This window comes from Streptococcus infantis, from assembly GCF_047460875.1.
Taxonomy (GTDB): domain Bacteria; phylum Bacillota; class Bacilli; order Lactobacillales; family Streptococcaceae; genus Streptococcus; species Streptococcus infantis_AA.
Genome location: NZ_JASHFI010000004.1, coordinates 81,122 through 102,354 on the forward strand (window position 1 = coordinate 81,122; position 21,233 = coordinate 102,354).

Below are 21,233 nucleotides of genomic sequence, written 5' to 3' on the forward strand. Positions count from 1 at the left end.
AAAATCATGTCACAACAAGAAGAAATGAAAAACCTCAGCCTCCTCGGCAACAAAGAAACCAACTACATTTTCGAATATCAACCAGAAGTCCTGGAATCTTTTGACAATCGTCATGTGGAAAATGACTATTTTATCAAGTTCAACTGCCCTGAATTTACCTCGCTTTGTCCCATCACTGCTCAGCCAGACTTTGCGACGATTTATATTTCCTACATTCCTGACAAGCTCTGTGTCGAATCTAAATCCCTCAAACTCTACCTCTTTAGCTACCGAAACCACGGAGATTTTCACGAAAACTGTATCAACACCATCGGTAAAGACTTGGTCAACTTGCTAGACCCTCGCTACTTGGAGGTTTGGGGGAAATTTACTCCTCGCGGTGGCATCTCAATCGACCCCTACTATAACTACGGTAAGCCTGGAACCAAGTATGAAGGCTTGGCAGAACAACGCCTCTTTCAACACGACCTCTATCCAGAAAAAATTGACAACCGTTAAACTCATACTCAATGAAAATCAAAGAGCAAACTAGGAAGCTAGCCGCAGGTTGCTCAAAGCACTGCTTTGAGGTTGTAGATAAGACTGACGAAGCCAGCTCAAAACACTGTTTTGAGGTTGTAGATGAAACTGACGAAGTCAGTAACCATACATACGGCAAGGTGAAGCTAACGTGGTTTGAAGAGATTTTCGAAGAGTATAATACGAAAAAGCCCTGTTCCTCAAAATGAGGAGCAAGGCTTTTTAAGTTTCAATTATTCTTCAGTTCCAAGGAAGTTTTTAGTAACAAGGGCTGCAAGAACTCCACCAACGATTGGTGCAAGGATGAAAATCCAAACTTGTTGAAGAGCTGCGCCACCTACCAAAACAGCAGGAGCCAAGCTACGAGCTGGGTTTACTGAAAGTCCAGTGATGTTCAAGCCAGCTAGAATCAAAGCTGTCAATGACAAACCGATCACCAAACCAGCGATTGCACCATTCCCTTTGCTTGCTGAAGTGACAGTCATGATCACCAAAACAAACAAGAAGGTTGCGATTGTTTCAAACAAGAAACCACCAAAGACAGTTACACCGTTTGCCAAGGCATTTTCACCAAGACTTGCAGTTGACATACCTGAATTCGCCAAGAGGAAGAATACAGATCCAGATGCAAGGAAAGCACCAACCACTTGACCAAGAATGTAGTTTACAAGCTCTGAAGATGACAAACGTTTGTTCACAAACATAGCGATAGAAACAGCTGGGTTCAAGTGAGCACCTGAAACAGTTCCGATTGAGAAGGCTGCGACTACGATTGCCAAACCAAAGGCAAGAGCAATTCCAAGGTGTCCAAGTCCCTCAACACCATTTCCAAAAACAACAGCTCCTGTTCCGATGAACACAAGCATAAAAGTACCGATTAATTCAGCAACAAATTTTTTCATGTTAAGTCTCCTTTTTCAAACTATGTATTAGTCTATCAGAAGAAGGAAAGGGTTTCAAGAAATGTGCTTGGAAACATGATTGAAAAATTAATTTCAATTTTTTCTTAAATTGTGAACTATTCGACCTATACATTCTAAAAAGGTGTTGACTATTATTCTTGTTTTAAAATTGTTCTCAAAATCTGTTATAATTGGTAACCTATATTCATTTGTAATTCTTTACAAATACCTTAAATAATACATACTAAGTAACATTATATAACTTTTAATTTGTCTATCTGATCCATTCCCCGTTATAATTCACTTTATAGCCATCTGGTGTAGTTGTACTGATTGCTAAGGCACCTGAACCATATGCATAGTACCATTTTCCTGAGACACTAAACCAACCTGTTTGCATTGCTCCCGAAGAATTGAGGTAATACCATAATCCACCTGTTTTTACCCAGCCTGTTTTCATTGCACCTGAAGAATTAAGATAATACCATGAACCGCCTGTTTTTACCCAGCCTGTTTGCATCCATCCTGAACTGTCAAAATAATACCATGTACTGTCGATTAGTTCCCAACCATTAGTTGTATAGGAACCATTGTTGTGTCTGTACCACCAACGACCAGAGGATTGAATCCAACTTCCTTTCGAAGCCGCTTTTTGTTTTAACAATAAATATTGTTTATATGCTTCAGATACTTTCGTATATTCCTTTTTAGCAGCCTCTTTTTTAGCATTAGCAAGTTTTAATTTAACATTGGCATTATCGAGTGCTTTTTTAGATTCCTCAACCTTTTGTTTAGCTCTAATCAATTGTTTTTTAGCATCCTGGAGATTTTTCGGAGCATTTTTGAGATTTGTAACATATTGATGTGCTGTATCCAACTCTTTTTTAGCATTTTTAAGTGATTGTTCAGCAGTCTTAACGAATTTTATTTTATCGTTTTTGACTCCTTTCAATCGATTTAGTTCAGTCTCTTGTTTCGAAAACTCAGTTTTAGCAGCACTCAGCAAAGTTTGTTGTTTACTCAATGCTGCTTGTGCTGATTTCAAAACGTTTAACTTAGCTTCATTTTGTTTAGTTAAATCTGTAAGATGTTTCTTCGTTTTACCCAGCTCTTTTTGATCTTTATTCAAATTAGTTTTAGCAATGGTCAGATTCTTGCTAAGAGACGATATTTTTTCATTTACTACGGCCTCTTCATTTCTTTGTTTTCGATTAAAATTGTCCAAAGCATCTTTAGCTTTAGTATAGGCTGGATTTTTAGGATGTGTGATTTCATTCCAAATATAACGGAAGGTTATTTTCGGTAAGAATTTTACTCGTTTCCCATTAAAGTAAAATTCGCTATAATCTGGATTACTATCTTTATTTTCTGCTCTTGCTAAAAAATAACTACTATACCCTTTAGCTCCAGAAGGAAGTATTCCATAAACATCTTTATTCTCACTAATAAATGTTAACACTCCATAATTGCCATAGCTTGTTTTTTCGCTAGAGGATGCTCCGACAGCCATCCCTGTCCCAGAAGCTGCTAGCAAGGGAATTCTATGACCATAGTTACGTCTATGCGCTTCTTTTGGATCTGATGAGCCATATAACGAGGCATTTCTATAATCATTAAAGTAAGATAGGACCGCTTTATAAGCAAGTTCTTTTTCACTTAACAGGCTCTTTTCTGGAACGGAACCAGCTGTTGCATTTTCGGTCGCATCCTTAAAACCAAAATCTTGATTTTTCAATTTTGTATCATGTGACAATTTATTATTTGCCACCATTTCATTTGCTCTCGCTTTTGCATATCTCAGGGCTTTGTCAGTCACAGCAGGCACTGGAATATCAATACCATTTATTCTACGCAATTCAATTAAGTATTTACGAACTTCTTCAGAAACCTTTTTATAATCAACCACATGAGGAACATTGACATAATCTTTAGATGAGACAACAATAGTTTCTGTTCTTTCTCCACTAAAATTCACATCTTCATTTGCAGCAACATAATATGTCTTCCCATCACTTCCTACGAAAGTTTTTTCCTCAAGTGGAGGAGTCTTGGAATCACTCTCGCTAACAGAATTTGATTGAATCTCATGAGGGACTGTAACTGTCAGATATTCAGAACCAGCCGATTTTAAATTTTTTTCAAGAGTGGAGCGTGTCTTATCTCCTCTTTCTACAAGCGCTTTTCTTTCTTGATGTACTTTGGAAACTGAACTAGTTAAAGAGCTTACTTTAGCCTGATCTGCTTTCACTTTCGCCTCTAACTTCCCAGCAGTTTGTTGGACCTCACGTAATGTATTCCAATCAAAAGAATTCTCTGCTACTCTTACTTTGTCTTGTGCCTTTTTTACGTCTACTGCTCTTTGATCAACCTGAGTTTTTGCCTTATTAACAACTGTTTGTTGGTTCTCAACACTTGTCTGAGCTTGTTTCTCACCTTTTTTTGCTCCAGCCAAATTTTCTTCAGCTTTCTTGACAGTTACTTGTTTTGCGGCAAGATCCTTTTCTGCATTTTTAATTTTCTCAGGTGTAGCTTGCTTAGCAAATTCTTGAGCTTGTTTCAAAGCGTCATCTGCTTTGTTCTTATTTGTTACAGCAGATGCATACTCTTGTTGCGTTTTATCAACAATCTTCAGGGCATTCTTTTCTTCTTCAATTGTTTGATTCAGTTTTACTTCTGCATTTTTTACATCTGATTCTGAAACTTCAACATCCTTTTTGGTCTCTGATTGACTGACAGTAGTTTTAGTCGATTGTTTATTTGTAACCTCATCTGCTTGGACATGACCATTAAAAGCAGTTACTATTGCAGTTGCAACTCCCAAACCAATCAGCACTTGTTCCTTCTTCATAATATCAACCTTTCTTTAAAAACATTTACCTTGTTAATTTTATCATATTTACATATATTTTAAAATAAAACGAATCTCCCTTCGTCTGTACTCTCTACATAAATCCTTCTCAGGAGAGTATTTAGGTGTACAGACTTCAGCTATTTTTAGGGCAATCTTATTATATAGAATAAATTAAATGTCATTCTAAAATCTCAACAATATAGCTCTATTGTTGCACTTTTATGATTTTACTCTCCCAACTGGGCACTATAGGCGATAATTTGGTCAACCGTGTCTGACAAGAATTGAATGGTATCACGGAGTGGTTTGTCTGTTGAAATATCCGCTCCGATAATCATAGCTGATTCAAGTGGTGTTTTGCTACCACCTGATTTGAGGAGATTGAGCCAGTCTTCAGCTCCAGTTTCTGATTGTTTCAGATGGAGGTAGCCAGCAGTTGAAATTACAAGACCGGCAGAGTAAGTGTAACTATACAAGCCCATGTAATAGTGAGCTTGGCGCATCCAAGTCAAGGCCGCATCGTCATCAATTTCAATAGCATCTCCCCAGAAATCTGTCAAAACTTCCTTCATAATGCTGTTGAGCTTGCTTGCTCCAAAGGTCTCCCCTTCTTCAATTAGTGTATAAACCTTACGCTGAAATGCTGCTTCCAAAAGGTGGGTGATGAAATTATGGAAGTAGGTATCTGTCAAGCGGTGGGCAAGAGCGAATCGTTTTTGACGTGGGTCGTCAGATTGGTGCTCCAAGTAGTCACTAAGAAGCAATTCATTGAAAGTTGACGGCGCTTCAACATAGTAGGTCGACATGTGGGCGTTAAAATAGGTTTGGTGATTGTCTGAAAAGATAAATTGACCAGAGTGACCAATTTCATGAATCAAGGTATAGACATCGCTCAAACGACCTGTCCAGCTCATGAGGACATAAGGGTGCACACGGTAGGGATCAGCTGCATAGCCACCAGAATCCTTGCCACTATTGGCAGCAAAGTCCACCCAGCGTTCTTCTTGATAACGAGCGATTTCTTGACAGTATTCTTGACCCAAAGGTTCTACCGACTTCATGACCAAATCATAAGCATCGTCAATAGTCACTTCAGGATTAAGGGCGCTGTCCAAGTCCAATTTCCAGTCTGCAAAGGTCATCTTTTCAAGACCATTGACCTTGGCAACATGCTTGAGATATCGCTGAGCGACTGGCGCAAAATCCTTCATGATGAGGTCAATCTGTCGTTCAAACATGGCACGGTCTACTTCTTGTTCAGCCAGAAGATAATCAAAAACTGAGTCGTAACCCTTCATATCTGCCAACAGTTTTTCAGATTTGACTTGGGCTAGATAAGCTGCCGCAGCCGTATTTTGGTGCTTACGAAGTCCTTCTGAGAAGGAACGAAAGGATTTCTCACGGACTTCAGCATCTTCATGGTTTTGGTAGAAGTTCTCATAGGTCACAAAGCTGTTTTTGTATGTTTTTCCATGGGCTTCAAAGTCAGCCATTTCAAAATCCCCAGCTCGCATTTTAGTATAAATATCCTGCGGACTGTAGAAAACTTCACCGAGATTGGTCAAGGCCTTCTCCACATCAGCCCCTAGGTAGTGTGCTTTTTTGATTTTGGCCTGACGAATAGCAGCTGTTAAATGTGGCAATTTACCCAAACGGTCCAAGACTTCCTCGTCTGCTGCCACCAAGGCATCGTCAAAGAAGGTCAGAGCTACGCTGGCGTCTGTTTCAAATTCCATCCCAGCTTGGGCAATATTGGCAAATTCGTCATTGCTATAGTCTGTCGTCTGAGGCATAAATCCATAGTTTCCAATATGGCTCATCTGAATGTAGATTTGTTCCAATTCTGCAAAGGCCTTTTCAAAATCCTCAAAAGTATGAAGATTGCCCTTGTAATCACGGCTAAACTGGTTGATGTCTTCGCGAGCTTTCTCGATTGCACGCAAGAAGTCCTCACGGTCTTGGTATAGGGCTGTTAAATCCCAAAGTTCCTTCTCTGGAAATTCTGAACGGTGTTTTTGTTCCATTTTCTTCCTCTTATTTCTCTAATTCTAATAAAACACTAAGGGCTGATAAGGCGTAAAGTGGTGCTGTTTCTGCTCGCAAAATACGAGGACCAAGACCTGCCAAGACTGCTCCCTTAGCTTCAAAACTTTCGATTTCTGCAGGTGACAGGCCACCTTCTGGACCAAAGATAAAGAGCAATTTGTCTCCTTTCTCGAGTCCAGTAACTGCTTGTAAAAGCGCAGCGGCTTCTCCTTCTTTAGCTGATTCTTCATATGCCACTACAATAAAGTCAAACTGGTCAAGTTGGGCTAGAAAGTCTGATTTTTTCTCGAAAAGCTGAATATTTGGGACCAGATTACGCTTGCTTTGTTCTGCTGCTCCAAGGGCAATTTTTTCTAGTTTTTCAACCTTTTTTCCCAATTTCTTGCCATCCCACTTAGCAACGGACCAATCGGCAGGGAAGGCCCATATTTGACTGGCTCCGAGCTCGGTTACTTTTTGAGTGATAAACTCCAGCTTGTCTCCCTTGGGAAATCCAGATGCAATGGTCACTTGAACTGGCAGTTCCACATTGTCAGCCAATTCTTGGACCAACTCAAACTGACGGGCTTCCACATCCAGCACACGCGCCAAACGTTTAATGCCATCATCAAAGACCAAAGTAACCTCATCATCTTCTTTCAAGCGCATAACCTGAAACATATGCTTGCTGGTTTCCTTGTCCTCGATGGTGACAGGAGAGACTGCACTCCCCTTGACAAAATACTGCTGCATGCTAGCCTCCAATCACACCGGAAATATCCTTGGTTTTCTTAAAGACACAGGCATTCCATTCCCCTTGAACCATGTGAGTTTCGAGGAAAAATCCAGCTGACTCAGCCGACTCGCGCACCATGTCCCACTTATCCTTGATAATCCCACTCATGATCAGGTAGCCTTCATCCTTTACCAAGCGGTAAGCATCATCCGTCATATGAATGAGGATATCCGCCAAGATATTAGCCACAATCACATCTGCCTCAATCTCAACACCCTTAAGCAAGTCTCCCGCTGCTACATGGATGTTTTCCATACCAGGGTTTAGCTCAATATTTTCCTGAGCCACACGAACCGCCACATCATCTAGGTCATAGGCGAAAATTTCCTTAGCACCAAGCAACGAGCTAGCAATGGAGAGGACGCCTGATCCAGTACCCACATCCAGCACCGTTTCGCCACCACGAAGAACATGTTCCAAGGCAAAAAGGCTCATCTTGGTAGTTGGGTGGGTTCCTGTCCCGAAGGCCATACCAGGATCTAGCTTGATAATCTTTTCCCCAGCAGTCGCCTCATAGTCTGTCCAAGAGGGAACGATGGTCAAATCATGAGTGATACGAGCGGGTTCATAGTATTTCTTCCAGTTGTCTGCCCAGTCTTCCTCAGCCAAGGCAGTAGTCCCCATCTTGACCTCACCCAAATCCATAAAATCTGTTAATTCTGCTAGGCGAGCCTGCAAATCTGCTTCAACCACTGCCACATCAACCGTATCAGGGTAGTAGGCCGTCACAACGATTTCATCTTGTTGCTCGACCTCTGGGAAAATCTCGCCGAAACGGTCCACATTTCCCACATAGTCCATACTATCTTCGATCGCAACACCTTGCGCTCCTAGCTCAATCAAAAGATTGGAAACCAACTCCTCTCCCTCACGTTTAACTGTAACTTTTAACTCTTGCCATGTTTCCATAAATTTTTTCCTTATCAATCTATTAATTCTTCTAATTCTTTTAAAGTTCTTCCATCCTGATCTTTCCAATCAGTTCGACCGTTCGTTTGCATACCCAGCAAAAAAGCTGCTGCATAAGAAGGGCTAGAAAAGAGTTGTTTTTCCTTTAACACTCCATCTTGAATGACCCGAGAAGCTATTAAATTCTGACGCATTTCTTTTAAACTTGCTGGAAGGTATGGAGAATCCTTTATTTCTACTTGACTTCCTTCTAAAACAACAAAACCTTCAGTTGTCCGTTCACAAGTTGCTTCTATTACTTTGTTAGATTTCTTAGTTTTACGCTTTAAATAAAGATAGGTTGAATGATTATCAGTCAAATCTTGACTAACTTTCTTTGTCATTGGAACAAAAACACGATAACCTAAAGTTCCAATAATCATTAGCGTATTTTCAACAATTTCATTCAGTTCAGATTCCTTTTCCTCAGTTACATTACCAGGATTTGGATCATTACTATTTTTCACAATGTAGCGACCAGCTTCTTTAGCAAGTTGAGTAAATTTATTTTCCAAATAGCTAATTTCTGTTGGACCAAAAGAATTATTTTGAGTTGTTAGAATGATGACGTCATTAAAATAATCTGCGTGAATATCGCGGGTATGCTCTTGAATTCGCAACAATACCCCTTCACCATTTTTCCGAGTTGTCGCCTGACCAATATAGGTCACATCTTTCTGTTTATCTTCATCTCGACCAAATAAGAAATAAATACCACTTTGTTTCATTTCATCACGAGACTTCAAATCTCCCAACTGAATACGAGGTATTTTGTAAATCACCCCCGTCCAATTTGACAAAGTACATTTGATTTTTCCAGTCACTTCACCATCCATGAGAAACATATTGATATTTTTGCTACGCTTTTCCATTTATCGAACTTCCCTCCAAATAATCCCTCAATCTCCCCTGTAACTGAAGTACTGCCTGTTTAGAATTGAGAAATTCCTCAACGGGCATCAGCTTATAAGCCTGACCTTCATCTCCAAAGGTAATATTGTCAAATTGTTCTTGTCTTAGCTGACCAACCATAAAGACCGATTGCTTATCTTTAAAGATTACGCTAGGATAAATCTTGCTCCAAAGCAGACAGTCTTCATCTAAATGAATTCCCAGTTCCTCATAAACTTCACGCGCTGCGCACTCGAAAGGGCTTTCGTTTCCTTCACGACCACCACCTGGCAACTCCCACATGTTGGGACAAGGGATATCGTCCTTGTCATCACGTAAGATAGTCAAGACCTTATCCCCACAAATCAAGGCAATCTTGCAACCTTGGAAATCCATTCTGTTATCCAATAATTCCATGATATATACTCTTTTCTATGATAACAATTACTCTCTAGGAAAATACGAGCTAGCTTTCTTCGATTACTTTTTGGCACTCTGCATCCCAGTATGCTTGCCATCTGCCATGTTTTTTCGCAAAATAAACCGTAAACTCATCGTTTACATAATCTGCAACATAGCGAAGATTAGGCGGGGTTTCCTCACCACTTAATATCCAAGGATGGAAGTAAAATGTCCTTTCCCACTTCTTATGAGTATAGCCGAGATCCTTGGCATACTGAGGGATGGGTTGTTGCATCTCACTTTCCAAATGGGACTGAATAGCATTATCAATACTATTTAAACGAGCTAATAGTTGCTGAAACTGCTCTTCTTCCTCCGTCTTAAAACCAACTAGAAATTCAAATTCCGCAAAATCTTCAGGAAATTCAAGTTCTGTGATTTTCCCATCCTCAGCATAGCGTCCTTCTTCATTAACAAGGCGACGAGCTCCTGACTTCAATACTCTCTCGAAATCTAGATCCGCAAAGCGATTGCGGGGAAGAATATCAACTGACGGCTCAGTTTTAGCTGACCTTCTCCTGAAAAACTGTTTGACTTTTTCTAGCATAGTCTCCCCCTTCTCCTTGAATTCATTATTTAAAAATGTCCACTTAGAATCTTTTCTAATACCTCGGATAAGGGTAAAATTCTCCCTCTTCCATGCCTGCTTTCCCTTCTTCAAAGACTTCTTGGTTCCATTCCATGACGAATTCTTCTGCTTCTGGGTCTTCCAAAAAGTCCATAAGGGCATCTAGCCCAACATCAGCAGTATCTTTAAGGAATAGCGCAAAATAAGCTAAAAATTCGCGAGAAAATCCTTTTTTAGGCAAGTAAGGGATGACAGTCAAATAGTCTTCCTCATTGACGGTTGATTTGGCAGGATTGTAAAAAAGCACTGCTTCTTCAAAGAGGATATCTTCTGATGAAACCTCTCCATCTTCATCCACCATCTCCACTCCAGCAGCATTTTGCGCTTCCAATAGAAAACTTACTTCAACCGCATGGTTGCGCTTATCCCAACTAATCTCAAAGTCAAAGGGAAAGTTCTTCTCCAATTCTTCCTCTAAAACATCTAAAAATCCATATGTTGCCATTTTGTCCTCTTTCTATGCGACTCTTAAATCGCCCCGATTGCTCGGAAATATGCTAAAATAGATACTACCATCTTACCACATATACATCAGAAAATCCACGCTAGAAAGGACTGCTATGCCAGACAATCTCGCGCTTCGCATGCGCCCTAAAACCATCGACCAGGTCATTGGTCAGGAACATCTGATCGGGCCTGGAAAAATTATCCGCCGCATGGTGGAAGCCAACCGCCTGTCCTCCATGATTCTTTATGGACCTCCTGGAATCGGCAAGACCAGTATTGCCTCTGCCATCGCAGGGACGACCAAGTATGCCTTTCGAACTTTCAATGCGACAGTAGATAGTAAAAAAAGACTCCAAGAAATAGCTGAAGAGGCGAAATTCTCTGGTGGTCTCGTCCTATTACTAGACGAGATTCATAGACTAGATAAAACCAAGCAAGATTTCCTCTTGCCTCTCTTGGAAAGTGGTCTGGTCATCATGATTGGCGCTACGACTGAAAATCCTTTCTTTTCTGTCACTCCTGCCATTCGCAGTCGTGTTCAGATTTTTGAGTTGGAACCTCTGTCTAACCAAGACGTCAAAGAGGCCCTGCAGATAGCTCTAAGTAACCCTGAGCGTGGTTTTGATTTTCCAGTAGAACTAGATGAGGATGCGCTGGATTTCATTGCTACCTCTACAAACGGAGACCTTCGCTCTGCCTTCAACTCACTGGATTTGGCAGTTCTTTCTACCCCTGAGAATGACAAGGGCATTCGCCATATCACCCTAGACATCATGGAAAATAGCCTGCAGCGGAGCTACATTACCATGGATAAGGACGGAGATGGCCACTATGATGTTCTCTCAGCCCTGCAAAAGTCTATTCGCGGTTCAGATGTGGACGCTAGTCTCCACTATGCTGCTCGCTTGATAGAGGCTGGTGACCTTCCTAGCCTAGCTCGTCGTTTGACTGTGATTGCTTATGAAGATATTGGCTTAGCCAATCCTGAAGCCCAGATTCATACCGTAACTGCCTTAGATGCTGCGCAAAGGATCGGATTCCCCGAAGCCCGCATCCTCATTGCCAATGTCGTCATTGATCTGGCACTTTCACCCAAGTCCAACTCAGCCTATGTGGCTATGGATAAGGCCCTAGCTGACCTTAAAACATCCGGTCATCTGCCAATTCCACGTCACTTGCGAGATGGACATTATAGCGGCAGCAAGGAACTAGGTAACGCCCAAAATTATCTCTATCCACATAATTATCCTGGTCACTGGGTCAAGCAAGAATACCTACCAGAAAAAATTCGTGACCATCACTACTTTTCTCCAGAAGATAGTGGAAAATACGAACGGGCCCTGGCTCAACGCAAGGAAACCATTGATAAATTACGAAACTTATGAAATCCTTTTCAAAATTTTTAATTTTCCCTTGATTTTTTTTGAAAAAGTGGTATCATATAATCATAGAAACGCTGTGGTGTACGACTTCACATTTAAGTGTTGACCGACTATTTTTTGTATTATTAGGGAAACAAAAGTCTTCTAACAGCATGTAGGCCGTCTCACACGGAAACAGCTTCAGTTAGAGCGAGTTGCCCACCTGCTTAATTGCGCGGGTTCAATACAAACCGTGAAGTTTCGGCACCAATACAGCTTTTTATTTGCCTCCTTAGCTCAGTTGGTAGAGCAGTAGACTCTTAATCTATGGGTCACAGGTTCGAGCCCTGTAGGGGGCATCTAAATCAACAGGAAAAAGCCTTGATTTATAAGGCTTTTTTGCTTGTCTATAACTGATTTGCCCCATCATTTGCCCCACATTTTTTTATGAGCAATCTTTCCAAACATCTCTGATTACGAAAAACAAAAAAGCTATCCTACCTTTGCAAATTTGGATAAGATAGCAGAATATTTTAATGCAACTCCAACCCAACTATTTGGAACTAGTAAAGAAATTGAGTTAGAAAAGAGTGTTCTTGAATCGAATGAATACTCTGACAAAGTAAGTGAGATCTTAAAAGCTGTCAAATACATCGAACATTTCCTACATACTTATGGACAGCACTTAGAGGATTTACTTTATCTAACAAAAGGCAACCAACTATACACAGAAGATGGAGATGAGTTGTATATTGATCCAACTTCTCAGAAAAGAACATTTCATACTCAATATGAACCTGGTTTTATTGTAGCAAGAGAAAAATCTCCACTAGAACTCTTGATTGAAAATAAGGAATTGTTTGATAAATAGAAAAAGCGAGGATAACCTCGCTTCAGATTGAAGTTAAAATCTTTAGAAGACACTTTTATAAGGACTTTGTCTTCAATCTGTGAAAAGGAGTGGAAACTCCTTTTCTTTTTGTAAGTCAGACTGAAACTTCCAAATTGTTTATTTATTTTATTGACATTTTCTATAAAAATAAATATAATAGTTTTATTATCAGACTATACTATATAGGGGGGATTGAAATGAAATTTTCTAATCGTTTACTGCTATTCCTTGCAGGAGTTGTTTTTGTCCTTTTAGGACTTTTCCTATTTACAAACCCAGTAGCTAATCTTGTTGCTTACAGCTGGTGGATTGCATTTGATTTACTGGTTTCTTCTATAGCAGCTATTTTAGGCTATTTCTCTGCACCAAAAGAGCTTCGCTCACCTGTTTATCTTTTCCAAGGGTTTGTTAGTCTTCTCTTAGCTCTTTACCTCGTTGCTTATGGCTTTGTGACCCTGCCGGTCGTCATTCCGACCATTGTAGGAATTTGGTTAATTGTAGAAGCCATTATTGCTTTCTTTAAAGGCAAACGTCTAGGATTGATTTTCCCTATTATTGGTAGCAATATCACGTGGGTAGCCTTGCTTGTATTTTTACTAGGTCTAGTGATTCTGTTCAATCCAGTGGCTACAGGTGTCTTTGTCGTTTATGTCATTGCCTTTTCATTTTTAGTTACTGGCTTCACCTACATTATTGAGGCCTTTCGTAAATAGTCTAGTTGCTATTTCTATCGCATTCAAAAAAGCTGGGAAATCATATTCTCAGCTTTTTCGTCTCTTTAATTATCACTTTTTCGCATTCCATTCTACGTAGAAATTTGTTTTTCCATTTTATTCTCCAATTTGATCTCGCACTGACATTTATTTATAACAAAACTATATATCTAGAATAGCATAATCATTAGGTATTATAGGTTTTCAAACAAAATACGAGTCATTCGTTTTTGCCCCGCTTTTGCCCCATTTTTAAATCCTGACATTGAAAATACCTAAAAGTATTTCCCTAAAATCAGCTATATTTCAACATTTTTGTTTATTTTCAATATGAAAAGTTCTTACAAATCCATGTAGGGGGTATCTAAATCAACAGGAAAAAGCCTTGATTTATAAGGCTTTTTTGCTTGTCATTTTGTTTTTTGTACCAAATTTTGTACCAAATAATTTATATTCACCAAATTAGAGAGTCTCATCCAAAGACTCGTTATTTATCTCACACTCGTTTTCGTCGAAAAAACCACCGCAAGGGTGGTTCTTTTTTATCAATCGTCAAATACTCCGCCTGTGAGTTGGTACATGAGATAAATGTGTTCCAGGACTTTGACTTTATCCATATGTTCCACATCTTTAAAGCCTCCTAATGCCAAGAGCGGGACAAAACCGAAACATTGGTTATAAGACAAGGGACCATGTTTTAACACAGCCTGTCTATATAAATCCAGTTCAAAGTTATCAGTCACATATGAGTTATCTAAATACTGAAGAAAATATTTCAGGCTCTTGATAATAATGTCGCAGTCTTGAAGATTTTATTTTACAATACCAACAAATTCATTCTCTTCCCAAGTAATAATATCTCCAAAAGCTGTTACGAACAGCGGAAAAAGAAGTAAGGAACTATTCATAATAATAGCCGTAGCAAATCTTTGCATTTTTGTCTTATCTTTTTTAAGATAGTACTATTAAAAAAAGATAAGGTGAAAATCATGGAAACATATACACTTGCAAATGGGGTTACTATTCCTAAAATTGGTTTTGGAACTTGGCAAATTGCTGAAGGCGAAGAAGCCTATAACAGCGTTAGCTTCGCACTTAAGGCTGGTTACACACATATTGATACCGCACAAATTTACGGTAACGAGGTTTCTGTAGGTAAGGCGATTGCTGATAGTAATTTGGCACGTGAGGATATTTTCCTAACTACCAAACTTTGGAATGATAAGCACGATTACGAGTTTGCTAAGACTTCTATCGATGAGTCTCTCGAAAGACTTGGTGTGGATTATTTGGATCTTTTGCTTATCCATTGGCCTAATCCAAAGGCGCTTCGTGAGAATGATGCTTGGAAGGCTGGCAATGCGGGTGCATGGAAGGCTATGGAAGAAGCCTACAAAGAAGGTAAGGTGCGTGCTATCGGTGTGTCAAACTTTATGCAACATCACCTAGAAGCTCTTTTTGAAACAGCTAAAATTGTTCCACATGTCAATCAAATCCTCTTGGCTCCAGGTTGTGACCAAAAAGACTTAGTTGCCTATTGCCAAGAGCGCGATATCCTTCTTGAAGCCTATAGTCCACTAGGTACAGGTAGCATTTTTGGAAATGAAGATGTTGAAGCAGTGGCTGAACGTAACGGTAAATCTGTAGCACAAGTTGCTCTGCGTTGGAGCCTTCAAAAAGGTTTCTTGCCACTACCTAAGTCTGTGACACCTAAAAATATTGAAGCCAACTTGGATATCTTCGACTTCGACTTATCAGAGGAAGATATGGCAGTCTTGGATAAGATTCAAGGCATCAAAACTCAGAATGATCCTGACACAGTTAATTTTTAATAGGATTTTAAGCAACTCGTCAGGGTTGCTTTTTCAAGTAAATGACAAAAGAAGTCAAGGTTTTGACAATTCGCGCCACATGAAATTATTTAAGCATATCCTTTTCTCTCATTACCATTTTCTGTTATAATGTATTGTATTTCTAAAGTAGAAAGGTCTTAATATGACAACTCTTATTAAGCATAAACGTGTAGAATTTTCAGAACTATTTTATGACCTAGTGTTTGTTTTTGCAATTTCAAAAGCAACTGCTTTAATTCACCCTCTTCATAGCGGTGTTGTGGCTTGGGATTCTTTACTTGATTTCTTCATCTCTGTCATGGTTATCATCAATTCCTGGATGATTCAAACCATTTATACCAATCGCTATGGAACAAACTCGTTATTTAACATGGTAATCATGTTTATCAACATGGGACTTATGCTCTTTATGTCCAATATGATTGGATACAATTGGCAACAATGGTTCTATTATACCTGTTGGGCTGTTGGTACATTGACCCTTACCTTATTTTTTCAATATTTGGTTGAATTTTTTAGAAAATCAACCGATAATACTGATCGGGAAAGTATCAAAGGTTTTCTATGGTTAACAGGTCTAGGAAGTTTAGGAGTCTATTTAGCAGCTCTTCTTCCTATTTACGTTGGAGTCTATATCTTTATTGCTAGTATTCTGCTAACATTTATTGTGCCAATTTTCTTGATTACTAAAGATGAGCATTTCCAGGTAAATCTTCCCCATTTAATCGAGCGCGTCTCCCTTCTTGTCATTATTACGTTTGGAGAGATGGTTGTTGGGCTAGCTAGCTTCTTTACAGTCGAGAATTTCTCGATTTATTCGGTTCTCAATTTCGTTATCATGCTTTCCCTGTTCTTGTTTTATTTTGGCGAATTTGACCATGCTATTGATGAAGGATCTAGTCAAAAGGGATTATTTGTAATTTATAGTCACTATCCTATTTTCATCGGGCTTATGTTGATGACAGTTTCGATGGGTTATCTCCTGAATCCCGAGGCTAATCTTCTCGTTGCAATCAGCTTCTTTTATATCGGAATTGGCCTCTTCCAAGCTGCTGTCCTAGCAAATGGGCCCTATAACAAAAACTATCTTCGCTATCCGAGAAGTTACTACTGTGCTCAAGCGACACTCTATCTGGCTGCCTTGATTCTCTCTTTGCTTTTCGCTTCTAATCCTATAACAGTGTTGAGTATTGCAACCATTTTTACTCTAGCTATAGCCATTCATTTTATTTATTTTTATGTGACACAGAATAAAAAATATTCCAAATCTAACTGGGGGTTCTTTTAATGAGTTTATAGCATTAAAAAAGCCTTGGTTTTCCAAGGCTTTTTTTTCATTAATTTGTTTTTCCATTTTATCCTCCGATTTGAACTCGCACTGACATTTATTTATAACAACACTATATATCTAGTATGGCATAATCATTAGGTATTATAGATTTTCAAACCAAATGTGAGTCATTCGTTTTTGCCCCACTTTTGCCACGTTTTTAAAGCCTGACAGTGAAAACACCTAAAAGTATTTCCCTAAAATCAGCTATATTTCAACATTTTTGTTTATTTTCAATATGAAAAGTTCTTACAAATTCATGTCGTTATCCTGAGAATAGTTAGAATAAATTAAATTAAGGTCTTTATCTAACACGAAAGCCACATATGTTTATTTTTCATTAACTTGTGTAATGAAAAACAACTGAAAATCTTTTGCATCTTTCTGAGTCGGAAAGTAAATTATAATATTGTCCAACGCAGTACCAAACCACCTATTTGCCGACCTTTTTCTATTGCTTTTACAGATAGGAGTATTCTTCCCTTAGCCAGCCAACGGTTTATCGACTTCATCCTTGCTAATAAACACCTGCTCTGTTAAGACGGGACACTCTTATCCCAAAAAAGTTCCAAAGTCTCACCTGACTCTGGAACTTTTTGATTTCTACACTTATTGTTTGGCTTCCTGTTTTAATTGTTGCACCTGTTCCTCGTACTGGACAAGCTCCTTGTCTTTTATATTAATAGTCGCTTCTGCTTCAGCAATGCGGCTTCTCAGATCTTGAGTCTTGCTATGGTGATAGCTAATACCAATAACACTACCAGCAATGATCCCGATTACTAGACAAGTAAAAATCACCAAAATCAAGGGAGCAGATAATTGTGTAAAGACAAGACTGACAGTTACTGTTTGACGATTGAGCAGACCAAAGCAGATCACAATGACTAATAAGATCAAACCGCCAATTAGATAAGCCTTATCTTTCAGTGACAATTCATTAAATTTTTTTAGCATAATTTCCTTTTCTCCTGACTATGTTGATAGAAAACTACACAACATTTAGTAATTAACAGAGCCATTTTACCAGAAAAATTCGATACTGTCAATAATTATTTGATTAACACTCCGTAACTCTACTTGAGTATTTACACATAATTATTTACAGTATCCCGATTTGATCTCGCACTGACATTTATTTATAACAACACTATATATCTAGTATGGCATAATCATTAGGTATTATAGATTTTCAAACCAAATGTGAGTCATTCGTTTTTGCCCCACTTTTGCCACGTTTTTAAAGCCTGACAGTGAAAACACCTAAAAGTATTTCCCTAAAATCAGCTATATTTCAACACTTTTGTTTATTTTCAATATGAAAAGTTCTTACAAATTCATGTAGGGGGCATCTAAATCAACAGGAAAAAGCCTTGAAATCAAGGCTTTTTTGATGTCAAATAACTTTTTGTAGCAAATCATTATAAAGGTTTTCCAACCTTATCAAACTTATCATTTATTCTCAATCAATTGCTAGCAATATTTGATAAGACCAACTGTTTTTTACAGTACAGAGCTAGTCTATAATTAACTAAACTATACTAATTTGTGCCCATATTACATGGCCAATCCGCATAGAGATTAAAATGGGCTATTATGAATTCATAAATTTTCGCAACAGAACAAGAGCAAGTCATTTAGAAATAAAAGAGAAGAGAATCTTTCACTCTCTTCTTAGTATATCTTATTAAATTCAGTCTTTCTCAATCTACCTGATTTTCCTTTGCAACGACAAATTCTTTAACCAATCGATAGATAACAGCAAATACGGGGGTAAAGAATATCATTCCAAGTAGTCCGAAAAGATTCCCTCCGATACTAGCAGCCGCAAGCGTGAAAAGGGCTGGTAAACCAATAGACTGACCTACAACTTTTGGATAAATAAGGTTTCCTTCAATCAGCTGTATAACTTGATATAGAAGAAGAGAAAGTAAGGCTTGAGTAGGACTCACTGTGAAGATAAAAATCGCTCCCACAACACAAGCAATCATAGGCCCTACATAAGGAATGAACGATAGCACTCCTGCAAAGATACCTGTCATTACTCCATAGGGTATCCCAAACATGCTGTAACCAACCGCTATCATAACTCCTATGATAACTGCTTCAATCAGCTGACTCATCAAAAATTGGTCATAAGTCTCTAGTGCTACTTGTCCAATGTAAGTCAACTTTATCACCACCTTCTCTGGAAGAAAAACTTTTAGAAGTCGACTCGTCATCGCTGCCAAATGTTCCTTACTGGATAAAAATAAAAAGGTGAAGACTATAATCAAAAAGGCATTCATCAAACTTGAAAAAATATTGCCGATATTACTAGTCAGACCTGATAAAAAACCTATCAAAGCTTGGCTAATAGAACTAGATTGTCCCTGTATGCCTGATACGATAGTTGACAACATGTCTTTGGTTACAAATTCCGAGCTGCCTAGAAATTTCCCAAGTTGAGTAAGGACTGTTGAAAGGACTGTTCCCAGCTGACTAATAGTCTGAGCTAGGGTTGGCAGCACCAAAACCAAAAGAGCAATCACGATTAAGATAAGAGCTAGGAAAACAAGTACCATGGCAATCGGACGACGCAACTCTGCCTTTACCTTCAATTTAACTAAGTACTGTTCAATTTTTTTCATAGGAACATTAAGCACAAAAGCAATAACAGCACCATAAATCAAGGTTGATATTACATCAAAGAGAGAGATTGCTCCTGATATAAAGCTCGATGCATTCAGAATTACAAGAGCAACCAGCCCTATAAAAAGGATTAACGGAGTATATTTTTTAACTAAGTTCATAAATTCTCCTTAATAAACATGTTTAGATACGACTATACTATTTGGTTTTTCAAACTCTCGATCAAGGTAGGCTTGGTAAGTTCCTGGAGCGATAAATCCTTTTGGTGAGAGGATATCTGTTCCAGCTTGACCGACTATGGTATCAGCCAAGAGCACACAGTTTGTGGACAAGACAAAGTAGGATTTAAACTTAGATTTGATAAATTTATAAAGTTCCCCATCTGTCTCATGTCTGATTTTATAAGCGTAGGTGTAGTCTTCCTTACCATCACCTGTCATTATTTTATCTGCACTTGGCTCCCATGGAATCGTCAGTTGTTTCAATTCAGCCAACTTTTTCTGAACTGCTTTTTCCATTTCAGGCGTCAAATCTATCCCATAACCAAAAAGCGTTTTTTGACTCTCACGTTTACATAGGTCAATGTACTTGTCACGATCACAGAAATATAAGACACCATCTCCTACCATGCCAAATAAGGTCTCAGAAGACGGATCATAGTTGCCATAAGAAATAACACGGCCTTGATAGCAGATATCCACATGACCAATTGCCGAAAACAGAGAGGTCTCAGCTGTATGAACAAAAATTTCAAGCTCCGCTGTCTTACCAGACTTCACCATTCCAAGATGGATATCTTCTTCCTCATCAGCATTTTCCAGCATAAATTTGTTAATTTTTGCTAAAGTTCTTGCAGGGATGAGAGCGGCTAGGACAATAGGTAAGCTAATTCTAATGCGACGTTTGAGATGGTTTTTCCCAATTTCCCCTTCAAATAAGAAACCGTCACGGATATTGGACAGACCATAAAGGAAAAAATAAGCCCCTAAAACAAAGAGTTGAAAGACAGAATTTCCCGTAGAGGACAAAAGACTAGCTCCACCAAGAAAAACTAGTAGAATACCATCTAGTAAGAGACGAAAACGAGGTCGAATATTATTTTTACGGTAGAGAACATAGGTGACAAGATTAATCGTGGCCCTAAAAATCTGATAAACTCCAATCACAAGAGCCAGAACATAAATCGGTATATCAGTCGCAAGATTAGAACCTAGCAAATATCCCAGCACTAACAATTTAACCAGTGCAACTCCCAAGGTATCCGTTGACTGGCTTTTTTTGAAAACTCTTAATAGCAAATCTACGACCGTTGCTATCCAAGCTAAAAACAGAACCAGTCGAATAACCGTCACTGGCAACCAAGTTCCCGTGACCATCAAGATAAGACCTAGCAGAACAAACAAGAAACCCTGAACAAGTAATTTCTTACCTGTCAGACCTAAAGAAAGAATTTTTTCCATAAAAGACCTTTCAAAAATAATAATTAAGCCCTTTGATCAAATTGACTGGTAAATAGCTAACGGCACAAACAGCCTGTGCCAGCAAGACATGGCGACTGACTGTAGCAATGTCACCATCTTGTCTTTTGCACTTCTGAAATTTGTTTTATTGAGTCGAAATCAGAGCTTTTAAAAACTAGCTAAACTTGAAAGCTAACCATAATTGCTAGATAAAAAAGGTGCAACCAATCCTTCTTGTAAAGGTAGGAAAGAATTATATCCATTCCATTAATTATTTATATATTACCTATTATGACACAATACTCACTATAATTCAACTTTTTACCTATTTAAAACCATAAAGCCTACATAACTCTTTGAAGAGAACAAAAATCTGAATGTAATAAGATAGTACCCATTACCCATATTATAATTAGATTATGAATTGAAGCTTTTTGGAACTAAAATTAGGAATAATTGAGAAAGTAGGGAGGGAAATTTTGCTTTTACCCCATTTTGAAATAATTTCATTTTAGATTTTTCTAAGT

The 21,233-nt window shown here is 38.6% G+C and carries 19 protein-coding genes, 1 tRNA gene and 1 pseudogene; 8 read left to right on the forward strand and 13 right to left on the reverse strand.

The genetic code is table 11. The annotated features are described in order from the left end of the window. Positions 1 to 6: 6 nt before the first annotated feature. Both queF and QM887_RS04420 read left to right on the forward strand, forming a co-directional pair. Complete coding sequence (queF, locus tag QM887_RS04415) at positions 7 to 498, forward strand: preQ(1) synthase (protein WP_000082587.1); 492 nt, start codon at positions 7 to 9, stop codon at positions 496 to 498. A gap of 11 nt (positions 499 to 509) precedes the next feature. After that, positions 510 to 728, forward strand: coding sequence for a hypothetical protein (locus QM887_RS04420; protein ID WP_414270689.1), 219 nt, complete (start codon positions 510 to 512; stop codon positions 726 to 728). Between the two features lie 24 nt (positions 729 to 752). Here QM887_RS04420 and QM887_RS04425 read toward each other — a convergent pair whose 3' ends face one another. The 9 genes from QM887_RS04425 to QM887_RS04465 form a co-directional block, all read right to left on the reverse strand. After that, on the reverse strand, positions 753 to 1,421 hold the full coding sequence (locus QM887_RS04425) for an MIP/aquaporin family protein (protein ID WP_414270690.1): 669 nt from the start codon (positions 1,419 to 1,421) through the stop codon (positions 753 to 755). A gap of 274 nt (positions 1,422 to 1,695) precedes the next feature. Next, on the reverse strand, positions 1,696 to 4,269 hold the full coding sequence (locus QM887_RS04430; RefSeq protein WP_414270691.1) for a hypothetical protein: 2,574 nt from the start codon (positions 4,267 to 4,269) through the stop codon (positions 1,696 to 1,698). A 230-nt stretch (positions 4,270 to 4,499) separates the two neighbouring features. Next, positions 4,500 to 6,296, reverse strand: coding sequence for an oligoendopeptidase F (gene pepF / locus QM887_RS04435; RefSeq protein ID WP_414270692.1), 1,797 nt, complete (start codon positions 6,294 to 6,296; stop codon positions 4,500 to 4,502). 10 nt (positions 6,297 to 6,306) lie between these two features. After that, positions 6,307 to 7,050: a 16S rRNA (uracil(1498)-N(3))-methyltransferase gene (locus tag QM887_RS04440; protein ID WP_414270693.1), complete on the reverse strand. Its 744-nt coding sequence runs from the start codon at positions 7,048 to 7,050 to the stop codon at positions 6,307 to 6,309. 1 nt (position 7,051) lies between these two features. Continuing rightward, entirely contained in the window at positions 7,052 to 8,002 is a 951-nt protein-coding gene (prmA, locus tag QM887_RS04445; protein ID WP_414270695.1) for a 50S ribosomal protein L11 methyltransferase, read from the reverse strand. Positions 8,003 to 8,016: 14 nt separating this feature from the next. After that, positions 8,017 to 8,913 (reverse strand): GIY-YIG nuclease family protein, encoded by an 897-nt coding sequence (locus QM887_RS04450; protein ID WP_414270696.1) that lies wholly within the window; start codon positions 8,911 to 8,913, stop codon positions 8,017 to 8,019. Next, on the reverse strand, positions 8,900 to 9,349 hold the full coding sequence (locus QM887_RS04455; protein ID WP_414270697.1) for an NUDIX hydrolase: 450 nt from the start codon (positions 9,347 to 9,349) through the stop codon (positions 8,900 to 8,902). The genes QM887_RS04450 and QM887_RS04455 overlap by 14 nt, the downstream gene beginning before the upstream one ends. Before the next feature lie 49 nt (positions 9,350 to 9,398). After that, complete coding sequence (locus QM887_RS04460; protein ID WP_414270698.1) at positions 9,399 to 9,941, reverse strand: hypothetical protein; 543 nt, start codon at positions 9,939 to 9,941, stop codon at positions 9,399 to 9,401. Between the two features lie 55 nt (positions 9,942 to 9,996). Beyond that, positions 9,997 to 10,467: a DUF3013 family protein gene (locus tag QM887_RS04465; protein WP_414270699.1), complete on the reverse strand. Its 471-nt coding sequence runs from the start codon at positions 10,465 to 10,467 to the stop codon at positions 9,997 to 9,999. A gap of 115 nt (positions 10,468 to 10,582) precedes the next feature. Between QM887_RS04465 and QM887_RS04470 the strand changes: the two genes are divergently transcribed. The 4 genes from QM887_RS04470 to QM887_RS04485 all read left to right on the forward strand — a co-directional run bounded on the left by QM887_RS04470 (position 10,583) and on the right by QM887_RS04485 (position 13,435). Then, on the forward strand, positions 10,583 to 11,854 hold the full coding sequence (locus QM887_RS04470; RefSeq protein ID WP_414270700.1) for a replication-associated recombination protein A: 1,272 nt from the start codon (positions 10,583 to 10,585) through the stop codon (positions 11,852 to 11,854). Positions 11,855 to 12,116: 262 nt separating this feature from the next. After that, a tRNA-Lys gene (locus QM887_RS04475) sits at positions 12,117 to 12,189 on the forward strand. 95 nt (positions 12,190 to 12,284) lie between these two features. Next, positions 12,285 to 12,701 carry a helix-turn-helix domain-containing protein gene (locus tag QM887_RS04480; protein WP_257365013.1) on the forward strand — a complete coding sequence of 139 codons (417 nt, stop codon included), beginning with the start codon at positions 12,285 to 12,287 and terminating at the stop codon, positions 12,699 to 12,701. Positions 12,702 to 12,919: 218 nt separating this feature from the next. Continuing rightward, positions 12,920 to 13,435: a DUF308 domain-containing protein gene (locus QM887_RS04485; protein ID WP_037611159.1), complete on the forward strand. Its 516-nt coding sequence runs from the start codon at positions 12,920 to 12,922 to the stop codon at positions 13,433 to 13,435. Between the two features lie 545 nt (positions 13,436 to 13,980). Here QM887_RS04485 and QM887_RS04490 read toward each other — a convergent pair. After that, positions 13,981 to 14,322, reverse strand: a pseudogene (locus QM887_RS04490) (T6SS immunity protein Tdi1 domain-containing protein); the annotation flags it as partial. Between the two features lie 102 nt (positions 14,323 to 14,424). On the opposite strand from QM887_RS04490, the gene QM887_RS04495 reads away from it, so the two are divergent. Both QM887_RS04495 and QM887_RS04500 read left to right on the forward strand, forming a co-directional pair. Beyond that, positions 14,425 to 15,267 (forward strand): aldo/keto reductase, encoded by an 843-nt coding sequence (locus QM887_RS04495; RefSeq protein ID WP_414270701.1) that lies wholly within the window; start codon positions 14,425 to 14,427, stop codon positions 15,265 to 15,267. Positions 15,268 to 15,430: 163 nt separating this feature from the next. Beyond that, the gene (locus QM887_RS04500) at positions 15,431 to 16,576 is read left to right on the forward strand and encodes a low temperature requirement protein A (protein WP_414270702.1); all 1,146 of its coding nucleotides are present in this window, start codon (positions 15,431 to 15,433) and stop codon (positions 16,574 to 16,576) included. 651 nt (positions 16,577 to 17,227) lie between these two features. On the opposite strand, the gene QM887_RS04505 is transcribed toward QM887_RS04500, so the two are convergent. From QM887_RS04505 to QM887_RS04515, 3 genes are all read right to left on the reverse strand, one after another. Next, entirely contained in the window at positions 17,228 to 17,572 is a 345-nt protein-coding gene (locus QM887_RS04505) for a LapA family protein (protein ID WP_414270704.1), read from the reverse strand. A 746-nt stretch (positions 17,573 to 18,318) separates the two neighbouring features. Beyond that, positions 18,319 to 19,407: an AI-2E family transporter gene (locus QM887_RS04510; RefSeq protein ID WP_414269448.1), complete on the reverse strand. Its 1,089-nt coding sequence runs from the start codon at positions 19,405 to 19,407 to the stop codon at positions 18,319 to 18,321. A 9-nt stretch (positions 19,408 to 19,416) separates the two neighbouring features. Then, positions 19,417 to 20,706 carry a DUF308 domain-containing protein gene (locus QM887_RS04515; protein WP_414270705.1) on the reverse strand — a complete coding sequence of 430 codons (1,290 nt, stop codon included), beginning with the start codon at positions 20,704 to 20,706 and terminating at the stop codon, positions 19,417 to 19,419. Positions 20,707 to 21,233 lie beyond the last annotated feature (527 nt).

Excerpts from the sequence above, each read along its gene's own strand:
- queF (WP_000082587.1), top strand. The coding sequence starts at position 7 with ATGTCACAACAAGAAGAAATGAAAAACCTCAGCCTCCTCGGCAACAAA.
- QM887_RS04420 (WP_414270689.1), top strand. The coding sequence starts at position 510 with ATGAAAATCAAAGAGCAAACTAGGAAGCTAGCCGCAGGTTGCTCAAAG.
- QM887_RS04425 (WP_414270690.1), bottom strand. The coding sequence starts at position 1,421 with ATGAAAAAATTTGTTGCTGAATTAATCGGTACTTTTATGCTTGTGTTC.
- QM887_RS04430 (WP_414270691.1), bottom strand. The coding sequence starts at position 4,269 with ATGAAGAAGGAACAAGTGCTGATTGGTTTGGGAGTTGCAACTGCAATA.
- pepF (WP_414270692.1), bottom strand. The coding sequence starts at position 6,296 with ATGGAACAAAAACACCGTTCAGAATTTCCAGAGAAGGAACTTTGGGAT.
- QM887_RS04440 (WP_414270693.1), bottom strand. The coding sequence starts at position 7,050 with ATGCAGCAGTATTTTGTCAAGGGGAGTGCAGTCTCTCCTGTCACCATC.
- prmA (WP_414270695.1), bottom strand. The coding sequence starts at position 8,002 with ATGGAAACATGGCAAGAGTTAAAAGTTACAGTTAAACGTGAGGGAGAG.
- QM887_RS04450 (WP_414270696.1), bottom strand. The coding sequence starts at position 8,913 with ATGGAAAAGCGTAGCAAAAATATCAATATGTTTCTCATGGATGGTGAA.
- QM887_RS04455 (WP_414270697.1), bottom strand. The coding sequence starts at position 9,349 with ATGGAATTATTGGATAACAGAATGGATTTCCAAGGTTGCAAGATTGCC.
- QM887_RS04460 (WP_414270698.1), bottom strand. The coding sequence starts at position 9,941 with ATGCTAGAAAAAGTCAAACAGTTTTTCAGGAGAAGGTCAGCTAAAACT.
- QM887_RS04465 (WP_414270699.1), bottom strand. The coding sequence starts at position 10,467 with ATGGCAACATATGGATTTTTAGATGTTTTAGAGGAAGAATTGGAGAAG.
- QM887_RS04470 (WP_414270700.1), top strand. The coding sequence starts at position 10,583 with ATGCCAGACAATCTCGCGCTTCGCATGCGCCCTAAAACCATCGACCAG.
- QM887_RS04485 (WP_037611159.1), top strand. The coding sequence starts at position 12,920 with ATGAAATTTTCTAATCGTTTACTGCTATTCCTTGCAGGAGTTGTTTTT.
- QM887_RS04495 (WP_414270701.1), top strand. The coding sequence starts at position 14,425 with ATGGAAACATATACACTTGCAAATGGGGTTACTATTCCTAAAATTGGT.
- QM887_RS04500 (WP_414270702.1), top strand. The coding sequence starts at position 15,431 with ATGACAACTCTTATTAAGCATAAACGTGTAGAATTTTCAGAACTATTT.
- QM887_RS04505 (WP_414270704.1), bottom strand. The coding sequence starts at position 17,572 with ATGCTAAAAAAATTTAATGAATTGTCACTGAAAGATAAGGCTTATCTA.
- QM887_RS04510 (WP_414269448.1), bottom strand. The coding sequence starts at position 19,407 with ATGAACTTAGTTAAAAAATATACTCCGTTAATCCTTTTTATAGGGCTG.
- QM887_RS04515 (WP_414270705.1), bottom strand. The coding sequence starts at position 20,706 with ATGGAAAAAATTCTTTCTTTAGGTCTGACAGGTAAGAAATTACTTGTT.